Genomic DNA, 15,274 nt, shown 5'->3' on the forward strand with positions numbered 1-15,274 from the left:
GCACCGCGATGGGCTGTTGACTGAGCGAGCGGCGAGCAGTTCCAACCACTTGAACACTGAGATCGACTACACTACACGGTCCCCCCCGTTAGGTCTTACGAGGAAAGCACTCCGTGTCGGACGAAAACGATAGTACGAAACAAGGCGATTTCACTTGGTCAGGTGAAGAATCTGCGCGTGATATCCCTCTTCCCAAACGCATCAGTCGCTACCAGGTCTCTCGACTGATCGGCAAGGGTGGGTTCGGGATGGTGTTTCAAGCATCGGATGATCTGCTCGCCAGACAGGTGGCGATCAAGGTCCCCCGTCGACTCCCCTCTCCCAAGGCGGATGCGTCGAAGTGGCATGCCGAGGCACGGATCGCGGCCATGCTCGATCACCCCAACATCGTTCCTGTTTACGACGTTGGTTCGACCGATGAGTTTCCGTTTTTCGTTGTCACCCGGTTAATTGAAGGCATCGATCTACGCGAACGTTTGCAGCAGCGTCGGCCCACTGTTGCCCAGAGTGTCCAGTGGATCATCGAGATGGCCGATGCGCTCCAACACGCCCATGAAAAGGGGCTGGTTCACCGCGACGTGAAGCCCAGCAACATCTTGATCGAGAAAAACGATCGCCCGTGGCTGACAGATTTTGGCTTGGCCATTCGCGACATCGACCTCGATCGAAATTCCGAACGCAAGACGATGGTCGGGACCTACTGCTACATGAGCCCCGAGCAAGCCCGAGGGGAAGGGCACTTGGTCGACGGCCGGGCTGATATTTTCGCACTGGGTATCGTGCTCTACGAGTTGCTCCTCGGCGAACGCCCCTTCTCGGGCGGCTCGAGCGAACAGTTGCTTGAGAACATTGTTCGCGCCGAGCCACGCCCCCTTCGCCAGCTCGACCGGCGGATCGACGCCGAGCTGGAACGCATCTGCATGAAAGCGCTCGCCCAACGCTTGTCGGATCGCTACAGCAGCAGCGACGAATTCGCCAACGACCTCCAGCGTTTCGCCGACAGCCACCACACGCCCGACTTCCGTTCCAAGTCGCCCGTGCGCACCGATAACGAATCGCTCGAGGTAGAGAGCGTTTCGGAGGAGCCACTCGTTGTCCCGAAAGGACTGCGAGCCTTCGACGAGCATGACCAAGGTTTTTTCCTGAAATTGGTGCCCGGGGTGCGGGATGCCCAAGGTATCCCGGAAGTGATCCGCCGCTTGAAACTCCGGATGGAGTCTCGCGTGCCCCAAGATTCGTTCCGAGTGGGCCTCATCTACGGCGCATCCGGGTCTGGCAAATCGTCGCTCGTTCGTGCGGGCTTGGTACCGCTGCTGCATAACTCAGTTCATGTCGCCTACGTGGAAGCCAATGCCAAGCACACCGAATCGCGTTTACTGCGACTCTTGGCACCGCTCGCTGATGAACCACAAGACGAGATTAGTCTTGTTCAAATGATGGCATCGATCCGCAGGGGCGAGGCGGCCAGCGGCAAGAAAGTCGTCATCATCTTGGATCAATTCGAGCAGTGGCTGCACGCGCATCCGATCATGAACGATGCCGAATTGATCAATGCGATCCGCCAATGCGACGGGATCAACTTGCAATGCCTGGTCCTGATTCGCGACGATTTTTGGATGGCGGCGACACGTTTTTTTCATGAGCTGGACATTCACCTGGTCCAAGACGTCAATAGCACGGCGGTGGATCGATTCGAACTTCGCCACGCAAGGTATGTGCTCTCCGAGTTCGGCCGCGCCTACGGTTGCTTGCCCGCTCATCCAGCGACGCTGACGTATGAGCAACAGAATTTCATTTACTCGATCGTCGAGGCGGTCGCCGAGAACGGCAAAGTCATCTCGATTCACTTAGTCGTGCTCGCCCAATTGCTCAAGGGACGCGAATGGAATCGCAAAACGCTTGGGAATTTCGTCGGCGCTGATGGCGTGGATATCAATTTCCTCGACGCCACCTTTCACGACTCAATCGCCTCACCCCATCACCGCGCCATGGAGGTGCCTGCCCGAGCCGTCTTGGCCGAGTTGTTACCTGAAGTCGGCTCGAATATTAAAGGGCAAATGAAGGACGCGTCGCAGCTGCGTGAAGTCTCTGGTTTGAATCAAGAAGACTTTGACCAATTGCTCGAATCCCTCGATGGAGAACTGCGTCTGATCACTCCCACCGCTGCCATTCTCGATGATCCAGCGCGCGACAGCTTGACCGATGACGTGGATGCCGGTCCATCAACGCGGTACTACCAATTAACACACGACTTCCTCGTACGACCACTGCGCCAATGGCTGACCCGTAGCGACCAGCAAACAGCACGCGGTCGGGCCAAGCTGCGACTCCAGGAACTGACGCAGTACTGGCGGCGCAAACAAGAAACACGCTTCCTACCGAGCAACTGGGAATACTTGCGAATCTTGACGCTGACCGATGCCAGCCGTCGCAACCCTGATGAACAAGCCCTGATGACCGCTGCCACCCGCTTTCATAGCTATCATTGGATAACCGCTGCGGCAGTGTTACTGCTAAGCGGCATAGGGGCCCTGTGGACGAAGGGAAGAGTCAATGAGCGTATGATCGCCCAGGAAACGAAGTTTGGCGTGGAACGACTATTGGCCTCTGACACTGATCACATCCTGGAGTCCATTACCACCCTCGAGCCAATTCGCGACTATGTGGCCCCCGCTTTGCAAGCGGTCATCTCCGACCCGAAGCTTTCCGACGATGAAATCTTGGCGGCACGTTTGGCGTTGATCGAAAGTGATCCGTCGCAGACCCAGCCATTGGTCGACAAGATACTCACCTCCGATGCCGAACAGATCAACCTGATCTGTGAGCGACTGCAAATACGGCTCAGCGAGTCGGTCAGCTCACTGTGGCAAATCGTCGAGTCGGCTCCGGAGGATGATCCGCTCTGGCTGCGGGCTGCGTTCGCTCTCGCACAGCTGGACCCAGTCAATGAGAGGTGGAACGAACACGTCGAACGACTTTCCACAATCGTCGTCAATCAAGGTACACCTTTGGTCGTCGAGTTCGCACCGGGACTGGCCAACATCGCTGGGTACCTGTCCAAACCGATGGAGCGTTACTTTGCTCCGCCGCATTCCGATCAGGTGCGGCTGAACTCAGCGATCGTGTTATCGAAATGCCTTCAGCCAACGCACCACGTAACGCTGACGGATTTGTTATGTATCGCCACACCCGAGCAGTTTGAACAGCTCTTGCCCGTCGCGGAAATGTTGCCCAGCAACGTCGTCAAGGCATTGAAACTCGAGTTAGAGAAAGAGGCGACACCGAACTGGCCGTCGGCTGTGCCGCCCGCCACGTCGATCACTCAACAAGCGGACGAGATTGATGCGGAGTTGCGTAGAGAGATCGAGCATCTAGGAGGGATCGCCATGGACTCATTTGCCATGTGCCAGCGTCTGCCATTGGAGCGATTCGCCGGTCTAAGCGAACGACTCGGCAGGTACGGATTCCGCCCCCAGTGCGTAAGAGCCTACCAAAACGAAACGGCGACCCACGTGGCGACGATCTGGGTACGCGATCACCTGCCATGGGAGTTCACACAGCACCAGGATACGGACAACATCGATGAGATCCAATCAAAGATGCGTAAACAGGAACTCTTTCCCGCAGACGTCACAACGATGGTGAACGCGCAGGATGGCCGCAATACTCTCAACTACGGCGTCCTCTGGACGGGTGCTCCCGCCGCGATGATTGATTCGCGAATCTACCTGCATCTCACCGAAGACGAGCACGAACGCGAAGGCTGGGGACCGCTAGCAGACGGTGGATATGTCCCCAAGTCCAACTTAAAAACCCGCGACCAAGACGGCCAGGATCGTTACAGCTCGGTCCGCTGGCGAACGGCTTTCCACCCCCAATCCCAAGACGCTTGGAACGATGCCCCTTTTTCCTATCAATCGAGAAACTTGGAGGGGTGGCAGCAATCCGATGTGCGCATCAACCCAGTCGGAGCGTTCGATGAGTTCGACGTAAGCTATTCCGCAGTATGGTGGAAGGGTGGCAGGATGCAGTCAAAAACTCTGGATCGGATGAGCAGCCAAGCCCATCTTCACGAGTGCCACGCACTCGCCAGTGAGAACTTCCGCCCAGCCAGCATCTCGGTTGTCTACGATGACCGAGTTGACAAACTCGTCGCCGCTTCGGTCTGGCATCGGCCGTTTGTTTCCAATGACGTGAAAGATGCCTTTGCCAGTCGCCATGCCAATGCAGCGATCGCGTTGTTCCGGCTCGGGGCGCCAGATAGCTTGTGGCCCTACCTCGATGCCAAGCCCGATTGTCGATTACGCTCTTTCTTAATCGATCGCATGGCCGCTTTCCGAACAGACCCGGCCGCTGTGCTGCAACAGCTACTCACCGAGACCGATCCATCGCGAAAATTCTCCCTCATCACTGCGCTCGCTCAGTTTCAACCGGAACAGGTACCCGAGACCGTTGCGGCGCAGCTGCGTCAAAAGATGGAGGATTGGGGAACCCAGGATCCGTCGGCTGCCATTCACTCGATCTGTAGCTACCTCTGCCACAAATGGGATTGGCATGAGATCCGAGCGAAAATCGAAACGGCCCCGTCACCGTCCACCATAGCTAGCCACCCGATGCCAGGCTGGTCACGCTATCAGGACCATATCCTGATCGCGATCTTCGGTCCTGTCGAGTTCCCAATGGGGTCGCCGGGACATGAGCCCTTTCGCGACCATCATCGCGAGGTACCCCGAAAAATGATAATCCCGCGGAGCTTTGAGATCGGTGCAGCAGAGGTGACCTTGGCACAATTCCAGCAGTACAAACCCGAAGCGCGTCACGCCCCCGACTACACGCGCAACGAAAACTCCCCCATGACCACGGTTAATTGGTTTGACGCGATCAGCTATTGCCGATGGCTGAGCGAACAGGCGGGGATCGATGAAGATCAGATGTGTTACCCTCCGATCAGCGAGATGCGAGAGGAACTCGAGACCGTCGGCTACATTACTCTGCCGGACGACTTTCTGGAACGAAACGGCTACCGCTTGCCGACCGAGGCAGAGTGGGAGTACTGCGCCCGTGCAGCAACCACCACGCCTCGTCACTTCGGCAACGCCGACGATCTCTTGCCAAAATATGCCTGGACGACTGAGAGCTCGACACGTCAATCTCAAGTGTATTTTCACCCGATCAAGCAGCTGATTCCCAATGATTTTGGGCTTTTCGATACGCTTGGAAATGTCATGGAATGCTGTGAGTCCTCATCCTCGTGGAACCTGAGCAAATCGGTGCTCGTCGACGACAGCGTGGAGACCAAACGCTGGCGCTCGAGTCTTAATATCTTCCGGGGCAGCGCAGTCTTCTATGTGCCGACAACCATGCGGAGTGCAAAACGCGAGGAAGTGAGAATGGATGCCCAACATCCCTACATGGGATTTCGAATCGCCCGGACTCTCCCTCCTCGCCCAGTTGCTGAGGACTGATCGGAAAGCAATTCGTCGCTGAGAACGAAGCTGATTCTTGACGGATTGAATTAGCATGCTCCCCATCGCTCAGACCGATCCAACGCGTTTCATTTTCGAAGCACTGTGCCGCGCCGAGCAATTTTGCCATCGCGCAGAATTGAGGTGCCGAAAACAACCGAATCAAGCGGTTTTCGATTTTGAGGCGACACCATTCGACTCAAACTCGGTTCATCCGACGGAAGCGTGCGCAGAGCACAGCGGAAGGTTTTTTGAGGCATGGCTCTCGTATCCAATGATCGTTCAAAAATGCGTCCCTGACGAACAAACGCTCGCCAGGGACCGACAACACCATTGGCGTACCGCTTTTGCAGGGAAACGCTGGCGACCGAGATATCCCTTGCCAAGCCAGCACCTCTGCAGAGCTCGGCTCGGTTTCTCCCGGCAGTGCCAGTCTAACATTGATAATCACATCCCACAAAGAAATCCTTCGATACGGGAGCCATGCCTTGAAAACCTCGGGCGCACGCTTCCGGCGGATGTGCCTCAAACTCCGCGGGGACGTTGGCGTGGAAAGAGATAATCCGGTTGCCCGTGATGTCCTGCGTAAGCTGCGCGCCAGTAGTACGGTCAACCCTCGGTGAGCTTACGCTAGCCGAGGAATTTTCCGGATGCGGTCGGTGGGAACCGGCCCTACAGCCTAGAAGGCGTCGGCCCAACCGTTCTCGGGATCATGCCGGTAGCCTCTGCCATCATCAGTCGTCACATGAACCCGGTTTGCGAGTGTTCGCAGATCGATCGGCTTGGCAGCCGGGTCGGGCAATGCCGCCAACCCCCATTCTTCGCTAGCCTCCTGATACTGAAACAGTTTTTTGTCGCCTGTCAGTGCCCACAACTCAGACAGCCGATCGCCTGCGATCATGGTCACCTTTTTGTCAGCGATTGGACCGCGGTCGAGTTGCGTCCAACTCGTGCCATTGGGCGATTCATTCATCCGGTACACCGTTTGGTCGCGCCCGAGCGCAAAGAGCTGGGTTTGGTTGCAGGCGATGTCATCGAATGCCCATTGATCCGGCGAGATCAGCTGGCCGGATTCATAGACCTTGCCGTCAGCGGCGTGCCGGATGACGCGCCGTTGAAAGCGATGGATTGGCCTCAACTGCGAACGTTCGCCATCGGCCGTTGCCATCGTCAGGGTTGCGGGCAGTGAGCGTTTGACACCGATCCGATGGGCCTCGGCACACCAGGCTTCGTCGTCGATGCGGTCGAAGTTAGCGTAGGCGGCCCAGCAAAACCCGTTGTCTTTCCACTGCGTCCCCCATGAATTGAGCAGCAGAACGGCAGCCTGCCGATCATCGAACCCGACCGCTGCCACGGCATGATAGCCCGGTCTCGGATCCGCTTCGTTTTGCCATCGATAAGGATGCTCATTGACTGCATCGCAGCGGAAGTCGCCTCCCATCCGGACGACGAGCACCACCGGGCAACCGTCGCAGATGCCCGCTTTGAGCTGGTCTAGGCTTGTCAGCCGCTCGCTTCGCAGAGCCCGAAAACGGTTGGCTTCATGCCTTGCCTCTGGGCTGACCTCACACGATGACAACGGCATCGTCGCCCGTGTCGCACAACCTTGTCGCTGGACGAGCTCGATCGCCTGAGCGACGGCAAGACCATCGTCGTCACCTCGGAGCTGGGCCCGGATAAATGCGGGACTGAAGAGGTCACAGGAGTCGAGGGGTTGCTGGCGACGCTCCTGGGCAACTTGGCAGGTATAGACGACGTGCGCGATCGCCCAGGCCACGCAATCACCCTGAGCCTGCTCGCCTGCTGTCGGCAGATAGTCCCGCAGATCAAAATGAGCTGGCAGCTCGATGGCGGTCGCTGGCTTTGTCACAGTCATAGACAATTAAGTTGCACCGGGAACGCCGGGGGGGTACCTTGGTGCCCGGAAGAACACATACACACCTGACAACCTATCACAAAGGACCGCAACGTGAGCAAGACGGAACAACAGATGCGCGCCATGTACCTATCGGGTACCGTTTCCATTCCGCCGCGATTTCCCGATCTCGCGGAGATTTCCTTCAGCCGTAATGACAGCCGTGAGGGACCGGTCTTCGTTACAGCCACCCAGCGGCTGTCACCAAAGCTTGTAATCAAACGCTCCTTCTTCGCCCCCGATGTGACGTCCCTTTTCATTCCCAATGACACCAATCAGGTTGATCTTGAGCAGGGGACGTGGTTGGAAGGCGAGGTGTTGGCCGAGAAAGCCTATGACCTACTCGAAAAGGGAACGGTCACGGGCATCATCTATGTCCGTGAATTCGCTCAATCCATTTTGGAAATGGAGGCGGGTTTGACCGCCGCTGAGAGTGCCCAGTACTACCCGCCGCTTCCCGACGACCGCAGCGTCGATCATTACTGCATGCATCCGGAGGGTGTTTCGGCTGGTTGCCGGTGAACGGGAACTGCCCCTCCCCGGCCAGATTTCCTGCCCGTTTGAGTGAACACCCTTTCGAGCCACTGCCTTGAGTGTTAACCCACCGACGATCGATGTTGTCATCCTGACACGCTGCGACGGCGACCTGCCCGACGCGGTCCTGGAATCGCTGCGTCGCCAACGAGGAGTCCGCGTCCGATGGCAACAGCTCGTCGGCGCGCCCAGGAGCGACGATGCTCATCGCATCGCGACGATCGCACGGGCTCGAAACGAGGGCATCGCTCGAGCGCAGGGCGACTGGGTGATGTTCCTCGATGATGACGTGATCTTGGCGCCCGACTGCATCGCACGATTGCACCATGCATTGATGACGCGTCCCGACTTTGCCGCCGTCGCTGCCGATTACCTCGGCGATCGTGCCCGGCATGGTTCGTCACCTCACGTGGCGATGGGGGCGACCTTGTTTCGCCGCACGACGCTGCAAAGAATTCCGTTCCGATGGACGGTCAACAAGTGCGAATGTCTTTGTTGCTGCGAAGATATCCGCCGGGCCGGAGGCCGCATCGAGTACCTGAGCGATGCCCGGGCGAGGCATCTCGCGAAACCTGAGAAATCGGATCGCTGCCGATCGCCATTGCCGGCGGACGATGCGGCCACCTCTTCGGGCGAGTCGGCCAGCGTGAACGCGAAGATCCTCGTCGCCTTCAATCGCCGCGATGTCCAGCGTTTTCGAGACGTGTTCTTGCGGATGCTCCGAGCATCGGGCAATGAGCAAGAAGTGATCGCTGTCGGTTACGGTCTCTATCCGAGCGAGCAGCGCTTGCTGGCGACTTGCCAGAACCTCCGCCTCATCCACCGGGTGTCCAACGGACAGATGCCGCCCGTGCGGCGTTTGACGGACTTCGCCCAGATCACCGCAGCTCTGCCGCCGGGTCAATCGGTCGCCTACTGGGACGCCAGTGACGTCGTCATCCAAGCGAACCTGGACCCGCTCTGGCAATTGACTCAAGAATATCCCGACCGAATTTTGGCTGTCCGTGAACCGCTGGGCTATCCACACAACGGCGCGATCGTCGGCTGGACGCACTCGATCCAAGACCCGACCATGCGGAAGCGGGCATTCGAATTATTCTCCAATCACCCGTTCCTCAACAGCGGGTTTAGCGCCGGAACGGCCGCTGCGATGCAGCGTTATTTTGAGGAAGCGGCCCGCATGCGAAGCTCTGCCGAGCTGCGAGGTACGACGGATTGGGGAGATCAGGCCGCCTTCAATCTGTATTGCCATAGCGACCCCGAGCGATGGCAAGAAGTTGCCCAAGGATGGAACTACTGCGTCCACGATCGCCCCATCGGCGAGGTACAGGTTTCGCCTAACGGGCAGATCACGTGTCGCAGCGGCACGCCCGTCTATGCGGCCCACGGCAACGCCCGCTCGCTGGCGCAGCTAGCGATCGTTCCCTGAGAATCCCCACGTCTCCTATCCGTTCCAAGCGTGACCCATGAAGAACATCGACAGAGAGACGCCGGCCATCGTGATCAGCACGTTGGACGAGCGATCTCGAGAACGTCTACGACGCATTGAAACGGATCTTGCTCTGGCCGGGTTCCGCAACGTCGAGATCATGCAAGCCCGCACGCCCGAACGAGATCAATTCCGTGAACGCGGGCTGCCCGAAATCCTCCAGGGACGCTGGCGAACCGACCTGCAGCATATGTGGGGCTCCGCCGCCTGCGGTCTCTCTCATTTGGATCTGATGAAGCGGGGTCCGTCTGAACTGCCGATCATTATCTTCGAAGACGATGCGACGATTCACCCACAGTTCTTCTCATACTTAGATCGAATCGAATTCCCCGACGACGTCGCCTGGGATGTCTGCCACCTCTCCTACCACAACGACAATCTAGGCAGCGCCAAGAATCCGGCGGGTGTCATCAACCAGCATCTCGTGCGATGTGCCCCTGATGAAACCCCGTCGACGTACAGCTACATCCTCAACCGTCCGATCATCGACCGCATGACTCCTTTGACCGAAGACATTGATTTCCAACTCGCCCATGAAACAGATCGCATTGACAGTTATGTGATCGAGCACACTCCGCCCCTGACCATGCCCGACTTCAATCTGCCGAGCGTGAGGAACGACCTTGACGACATCTATTGGCACGAGAACAATCCGCAGTCGCGCGAAGCCTAATCTTTAAAACAACGGCTGCTTCCGCGACGATCGATACTGTCTCCTATCGCCTTCAATTCTCTTTACTCGGCGGTGGCAGTTCGAGCGATCCGCTGCTCAAATAGGTCGCCCAGAAGAGTGGCTCGTCGCCGCTGAGCTCGGCCGTCTCGCTATCGGCTCTCCCGAGCAGCGGTTCCCGCGAGATCGACAGCTCGGATTGCCTCAGCATCATCGTGCCGCGCCGAATCGCAGCGGAGAGTGAGGTGTAAGGGACTTCGTTGACCACCTCCGTCACCACCGTCGCCGCCGAGGCACCACCGGTTGCCCAGCGACTCAGGCCCACTTCACGAACCCCCGATGCTTGCAGAGCAATCATCGGAAAGAACAGTTCGTTGCCATCGCCGAGTTTTCCCGTAGCGGCACTGGTGCGGAGGCCGGGTAGGAACACTGACCGCGGACCGCTGGCGGGAAAACGAACCCAACTGCGTAGGGAATCGCGATCGCCGCCCGCCGAATTGTCTGTCGGTACGATCCGGCTGGCCAGCGGTGTACTCACATTCGGTGTGACAGGCGAAGCAACGATCAGGTGCCCGATATCCAGTCCGATCTGGTCTGTCGGTGGTGCCGTCGCGAGCGTGCTCAACAGAGCATCAGGAGCCTGTTGCATGATCTCGCTGACGATGGATTCATTGGCCTGACGATCGCGGATCGCGAAAAAGTCTCCCACGATCATCGCGATCCGGTTTTCGGATGTCGCCGCAGCGACATGACGCAGCGCGAGACCCGGTGTCGGCGCATATTGCAGTTCGACTGCGTCGGCCCATAGCGCAGGCGGCTCTGCGTCTCCCTCGTCTGCCGGCGGCTGCTCTTGATCATCCTCTTCCGAGTCATCGCTGCCCCCCTCGTCGTCAGGTTCCTCTTCGGCGAAACCGGTGGCCGGCAGCAGTTCGAAGGGGAGGTACCACAGGGGACCATCGGGCACCACAATGATTTTCTCCAGTCCCGCCTCGGTCCACTGGGAATTCGGTGGCAAGAGGTAACGACGCATTTTCGCGGCAGTGTCCTTCCAACGCGCGTCATCCTCGGGCAAGCGTTTGCCGCGCGATTGAGCGGCGCCGATATCCTGCAGCAAACGGCTGATCATGGCGGGCAATCGATTCGCTCCCGGTACCACCCACGAGTGTGTCGTCCCGCTCCGGGAGGCCGTCACCAGAATACGGCCGGAGTCGATGACAAAGGTCAACAAGGCGACGCCGTCGGGGATCTCCGACACGTCGGTGCTGGCGACACGCGGTGGGTTGATCTCCGGCACTCCGACCCGGCTCAGGGACAAGTCACTGAGCAACGCCTCCATCACTTGAGCATCCCCAGCAGCACGCACCGCGACGGCTTCCGGATTGGCGGCATTGGGATCGGCAGGCGGCGCCGGTGCGACGAGCGAAGCCTGGGTCAGCTCGCGCAATCGCGTCATGGCCGGGGAAGGCGCCGCCATCGCCTGGCGAACGGACGGCCACAATGAATCGGTCGAGGAGGACGCGAGAGTCTGCAGTTGCAACTGGCGACCTTGCAGAGGCAGTTGGGAGGTGAACCGCTTGGCGAGTAATTGATCGGTCTGCTGCAGCACGGCCGCACCATCATTTTCCAGCACCGCCATCCGCAACAGCGCCGCGTGGAGAGCGGTGTCATCGAAATAGATCGCCGCGAGTGCATTGAGCGGATCTTGACGCCACATCGCGTTACCGATCGGCCCCGCATAAGCGTTGAGCACTCGCTTGGCGGATTGATTGCCAACGTTCCCACCGAGACTCGCCATCACGATATCGGTTTGGTAGAGGAAAGGCATCGAGACGACCGGGCGGCGTTGGTTCTGCAAATGGAACATGAAGTTCGTTGCCGTGCTCAGTGCCGATGCCATCTCACCACCCGCTGCGCCGCCGATCGATTGGCCGTTCTTGGCCGCGATGCGAGCCCCGAGGTAGCCTCCATAAGCTCGCAGCCGGGGCAACTGCACATCCCGCCGTTCCGCGAGCGCCAGGGCGGCTTGCAGGTGTTCGGATGCCGGACCGGCTCGACCGGCAGACACCGCAGCATCGGCAGCGACGAGGTAGCAGTGCAGCGAAGCCATCCGAGATCGCTGCACGAGCGTCCGCGCCGCCATCACGGCGGTCTGTTCGATCTGGCCGAGCTGCACGTCGTCGGCAACCCCCACGGCAACCTGCAAGGCATCGCCGATCCACTCATACTGTTTCAACGCCGCCGCTGCATTGACGATCTGCTGGGCGTTGCTGACGAGTGCCCCTCGCGATTCATCGCTGAGTTCCCCAAAGTCGTCGCCTCCGGAGGAAACCTTTAACGCACATAACATCGAGATCGGTGTGAGCGGGTGGGCACCACCGGGCGACGCATAGTTGTTCGCCCGGTCGACTGCGGTCTTGCCTTCACCGGTGGCGTAGTACTCGCAACCGCGCATCGTATGGAGCAAACTCACGGCCAACCGATGGTTCAATCCCGTCGGCCGTTTGGTCGCTTCGAGCAACTCGCTGCCAACGCTATCATCGGCCGAGAGCGGGCCGAGCAGAACGCGCCGGCGATGCGAGGCGATCGCCAGACAACGCATGATTTCGACGACGTCGATACTCTTGATATTCGGCGGCTGGATGACTCCACCTGCCGCCAAGGATTGTTCGGTAACGGGTTGCCCAACATGCAGCGGCAGTTTCGATGGCACCGGCAAAATCTGAACCGCTGCCACCCCCGGCCACAAATTCCCCGTTGAGGCAGCCTGTGCTGCCACGTTCAACGCGGAGAAATCCACGCTGCCGATCCAACCACGATTGCGGATCGCGATCCCGCTGGCGGCATCCAAGTTGGCGCGACAGGCGGGCAGGTGACCGAGTTGCCAATAACACTCCGCCAGCATGACCCGGGCCGGGATCGCGTCGATCCATTTGCCGCTGGGATCGGTGCGTGTGCCTCGCTCGGCCATCTCAAAGCCGCGAATTGCGTTGGAGATGTCACCGTCACGATACGCCTGCAGGGCTTGATAGTACGTGATCATCGGATCTGTCCCCATGCGGCTCTGAGCCGTGGCGGTGGGGCTCCGAGCTGCACTGGCTGCCACGACGATCGACCACGCCAACAGCAGGGTGAGGAGATTTCGGTGCATGAGATTCCGGCGATAGATGAGGAATGAGGGTCCAGGTCGCTGGCGCGGGCGTCCCCAAAAAGGCTGCGACCATGCTTCACTCTACCCGTTGGAACAACGCGGTACGAATGATCCTTTGATAATACGGACGCATGCGGGCCGCAGGTAGTTCCGACTGGGCGGGAGATAGCGGTCCTATTGGCCCGATCGGCAAACCGTCCGCAAACCGACCACCCTGCGTCGCGAGCGAACCGCTCAAGGGTTAGAATCGACGCTGTCGCTCAGCCCGAGGCGAGGGTCCTCGCCCGGGAGGTGATGCCGTTTTCAAGTGATTGTGATGGAACGACTTACTTCACCCGCCCCACCTTCCGCACTCAATTTTGCCCTGGAGTCATGCTAGGCGCTGTCATCATCACCGCCGTGTTGCTGTGCCTCGGTGTGGCCTTGCGCACGCGTTTTCGCCTTTTCGCTGCCGCGAGAATTCCTGCCTCGCTGCTTGCCGGAACGATCGGCTTGGTCGTTTTTCAGTGCATGGTGTGGCTATTTTGGAGTGATGCGTCTTCCCCCGCAGCCGCGGGGACTACTCCTGCCGGCGTGGAATCGTTTTTTCGCGACTCCATCGCCAACCTGCGGCAATGGCCGGCTTGGTTGATCGCGGTAGTTTTTGCCGGCATGCTGCTGAGCCGATCCCCTGCACGGAGGGAGGACGAGCCGAGAAACAGCGTGTCTGACGATTCCAAGGGATTCTCGCCCGTCGCCCGCGAAGCATTGATGGTGTGGATCATCGTCGTCGGCCAAACAGCGATTGGGCTGCTCTTGGTGTGGTGGTGGATTGGTCCGCAGTATTCACTGCCTGCGTCAGCGGGCATGTTGATCGAAACTGGCTTTGCCGGGGGCCACGGCACCGCAGCGGCCATGGGCACGGTATTGGCCCACCCCTCGATCGGGATGGACAATGGACTGGACCTGGGAGTGCTGATGGCGACCTCGGGATTGATCTACGGATTGGTTTCGGGAATTTTCTGGATCGAGGTGGGAGTCCGCTGCGGATGGTTGGCCCCCGCATCGGCACACGCGAACACGGTCGGCAACGCAGCGGCCGAGTTGCCGGCCGACGCTGGAAATCTCAACGATGCGGTGGCCAGGGGCGCCGCCGAGGACAACTCCATAGACGAGGGCTGTCCTCGCCCTCCCTCCGATGCCATCGATCCATTGCTGCTGCAGTTGCTCTGGCTGATGCTGGCCTTTGTCCTTGGCTTGGCCATGCAGTACGCGGTCGACCAATTGGCAGCGACGGTCGATGCCGCGGGCTGGTTTGCCCCCGATCGCGGCGAGACTGCGGGCGAGGATATTCTGCGTGACCGATTGCGGGTCGGATCGGTGGTCGGTTCCTTCCCACTATTCATCTACACGTTATTCGGCGGCGCGGTCGTCCGGTTTTGCGTGATCGCGGCGGTGGGTGAACACTGGATCGATCATCAACGCATCCAGCGTTTGGTGGGATCGAGCATGGATTTGCTCGTCGTCGCTGCTGTAGCCACCCTCAACCTGGCCGTCGTGGCGGCTCTTTGGGTGCCCCTGTTCGGTCTCTTTTTGGGCGGTGCGATCTGGTCCACGTTCTGCCTCTTGGTGCTTTCGCGAAAGATTCTGCCAGCGGGGCATTGGTTCGAGCTCGGGCTGATCAACTTCGGGATGTCGACGGGAACAACCGCCACGGGATTCGTTCTCCTACGCGTCGTCGATCCGGACTTAGAGACACCCGCGGCGAAGCAATATGCGTTGGCTGCCCCGCTTTCAGCTCCTTTCATCGGCGGCGGTATGATCACGGTCGGCTTACCGCTGCTGGTCTTGGAACGCGTCCCGATCGGTTTCTCCGCGCTCGCCGTGACCGCGGTGTTGATCGGCCTAGTGACTTGGGGGGTGAGCTGGAAATCACGAATTACAGCCGCTGCGGCATCCGCAAACGCTAGAACCCGGTCACCAAATGGGACGGTAGCCGAAAATAGGTAGCCTGGGACGGGTCCTTGAATTGCGTTCTCTCGCGATGCCGGTAAACTCAAGGGGCTGTTATCGA

Annotated in this window: 7 protein-coding genes; 5 read left to right on the forward strand and 2 right to left on the reverse strand. The window is 59.2% G+C overall.

Annotated elements, in window-relative coordinates; translation table 11 throughout:
* The first annotated feature begins 113 nt into the window (after window positions 1-113).
* Window positions 114-5,465, forward strand: coding sequence for a bifunctional serine/threonine-protein kinase/formylglycine-generating enzyme family protein (locus tag CA85_RS11670; protein WP_246112716.1), 5,352 nt, complete (start codon window positions 114-116; stop codon window positions 5,463-5,465).
* Window positions 5,466-6,144: 679 nt separating this feature from the next.
* Here CA85_RS11670 and CA85_RS11675 read toward each other — a convergent pair.
* The gene (locus CA85_RS11675) at window positions 6,145-7,341 is read right to left on the reverse strand and encodes a C1 family peptidase (protein WP_146391526.1); all 1,197 of its coding nucleotides are present in this window, start codon (window positions 7,339-7,341) and stop codon (window positions 6,145-6,147) included.
* A 93-nt stretch (window positions 7,342-7,434) separates the two neighbouring features.
* Between CA85_RS11675 and CA85_RS11680 the strand changes: the two genes are divergently transcribed.
* The 3 genes from CA85_RS11680 to CA85_RS11690 all read left to right on the forward strand — a co-directional run bounded on the left by CA85_RS11680 (window position 7,435) and on the right by CA85_RS11690 (window position 10,076).
* Complete coding sequence (locus CA85_RS11680; protein ID WP_246112717.1) at window positions 7,435-7,902, forward strand: hypothetical protein; 468 nt, start codon at window positions 7,435-7,437, stop codon at window positions 7,900-7,902.
* A gap of 67 nt (window positions 7,903-7,969) precedes the next feature.
* Window positions 7,970-9,343 carry a glycosyltransferase gene (locus CA85_RS11685; RefSeq protein WP_146391527.1) on the forward strand — a complete coding sequence of 458 codons (1,374 nt, stop codon included), beginning with the start codon at window positions 7,970-7,972 and terminating at the stop codon, window positions 9,341-9,343.
* 37 nt (window positions 9,344-9,380) lie between these two features.
* A complete protein-coding gene (locus tag CA85_RS11690) occupies window positions 9,381-10,076 on the forward strand; it encodes a glycosyltransferase family 25 protein (RefSeq protein ID WP_146391528.1) in 696 nt (231 codons plus the stop codon).
* A 52-nt stretch (window positions 10,077-10,128) separates the two neighbouring features.
* On the opposite strand, the gene CA85_RS11695 is transcribed toward CA85_RS11690, so the two are convergent.
* On the reverse strand, window positions 10,129-13,221 hold the full coding sequence (locus CA85_RS11695; protein ID WP_146391529.1) for a CHAT domain-containing protein: 3,093 nt from the start codon (window positions 13,219-13,221) through the stop codon (window positions 10,129-10,131).
* 372 nt (window positions 13,222-13,593) lie between these two features.
* On the opposite strand from CA85_RS11695, the gene CA85_RS11700 reads away from it, so the two are divergent.
* Complete coding sequence (locus CA85_RS11700; protein WP_246112718.1) at window positions 13,594-15,210, forward strand: sodium/glutamate symporter family protein; 1,617 nt, start codon at window positions 13,594-13,596, stop codon at window positions 15,208-15,210.
* The last annotated feature ends 64 nt before the right edge of the window (window positions 15,211-15,274 follow it).

The sequence above is a fragment of the Allorhodopirellula solitaria genome (assembly GCF_007859855.1).
Lineage (GTDB): Bacteria > Planctomycetota > Planctomycetia > Pirellulales > Pirellulaceae > Rhodopirellula > Rhodopirellula solitaria.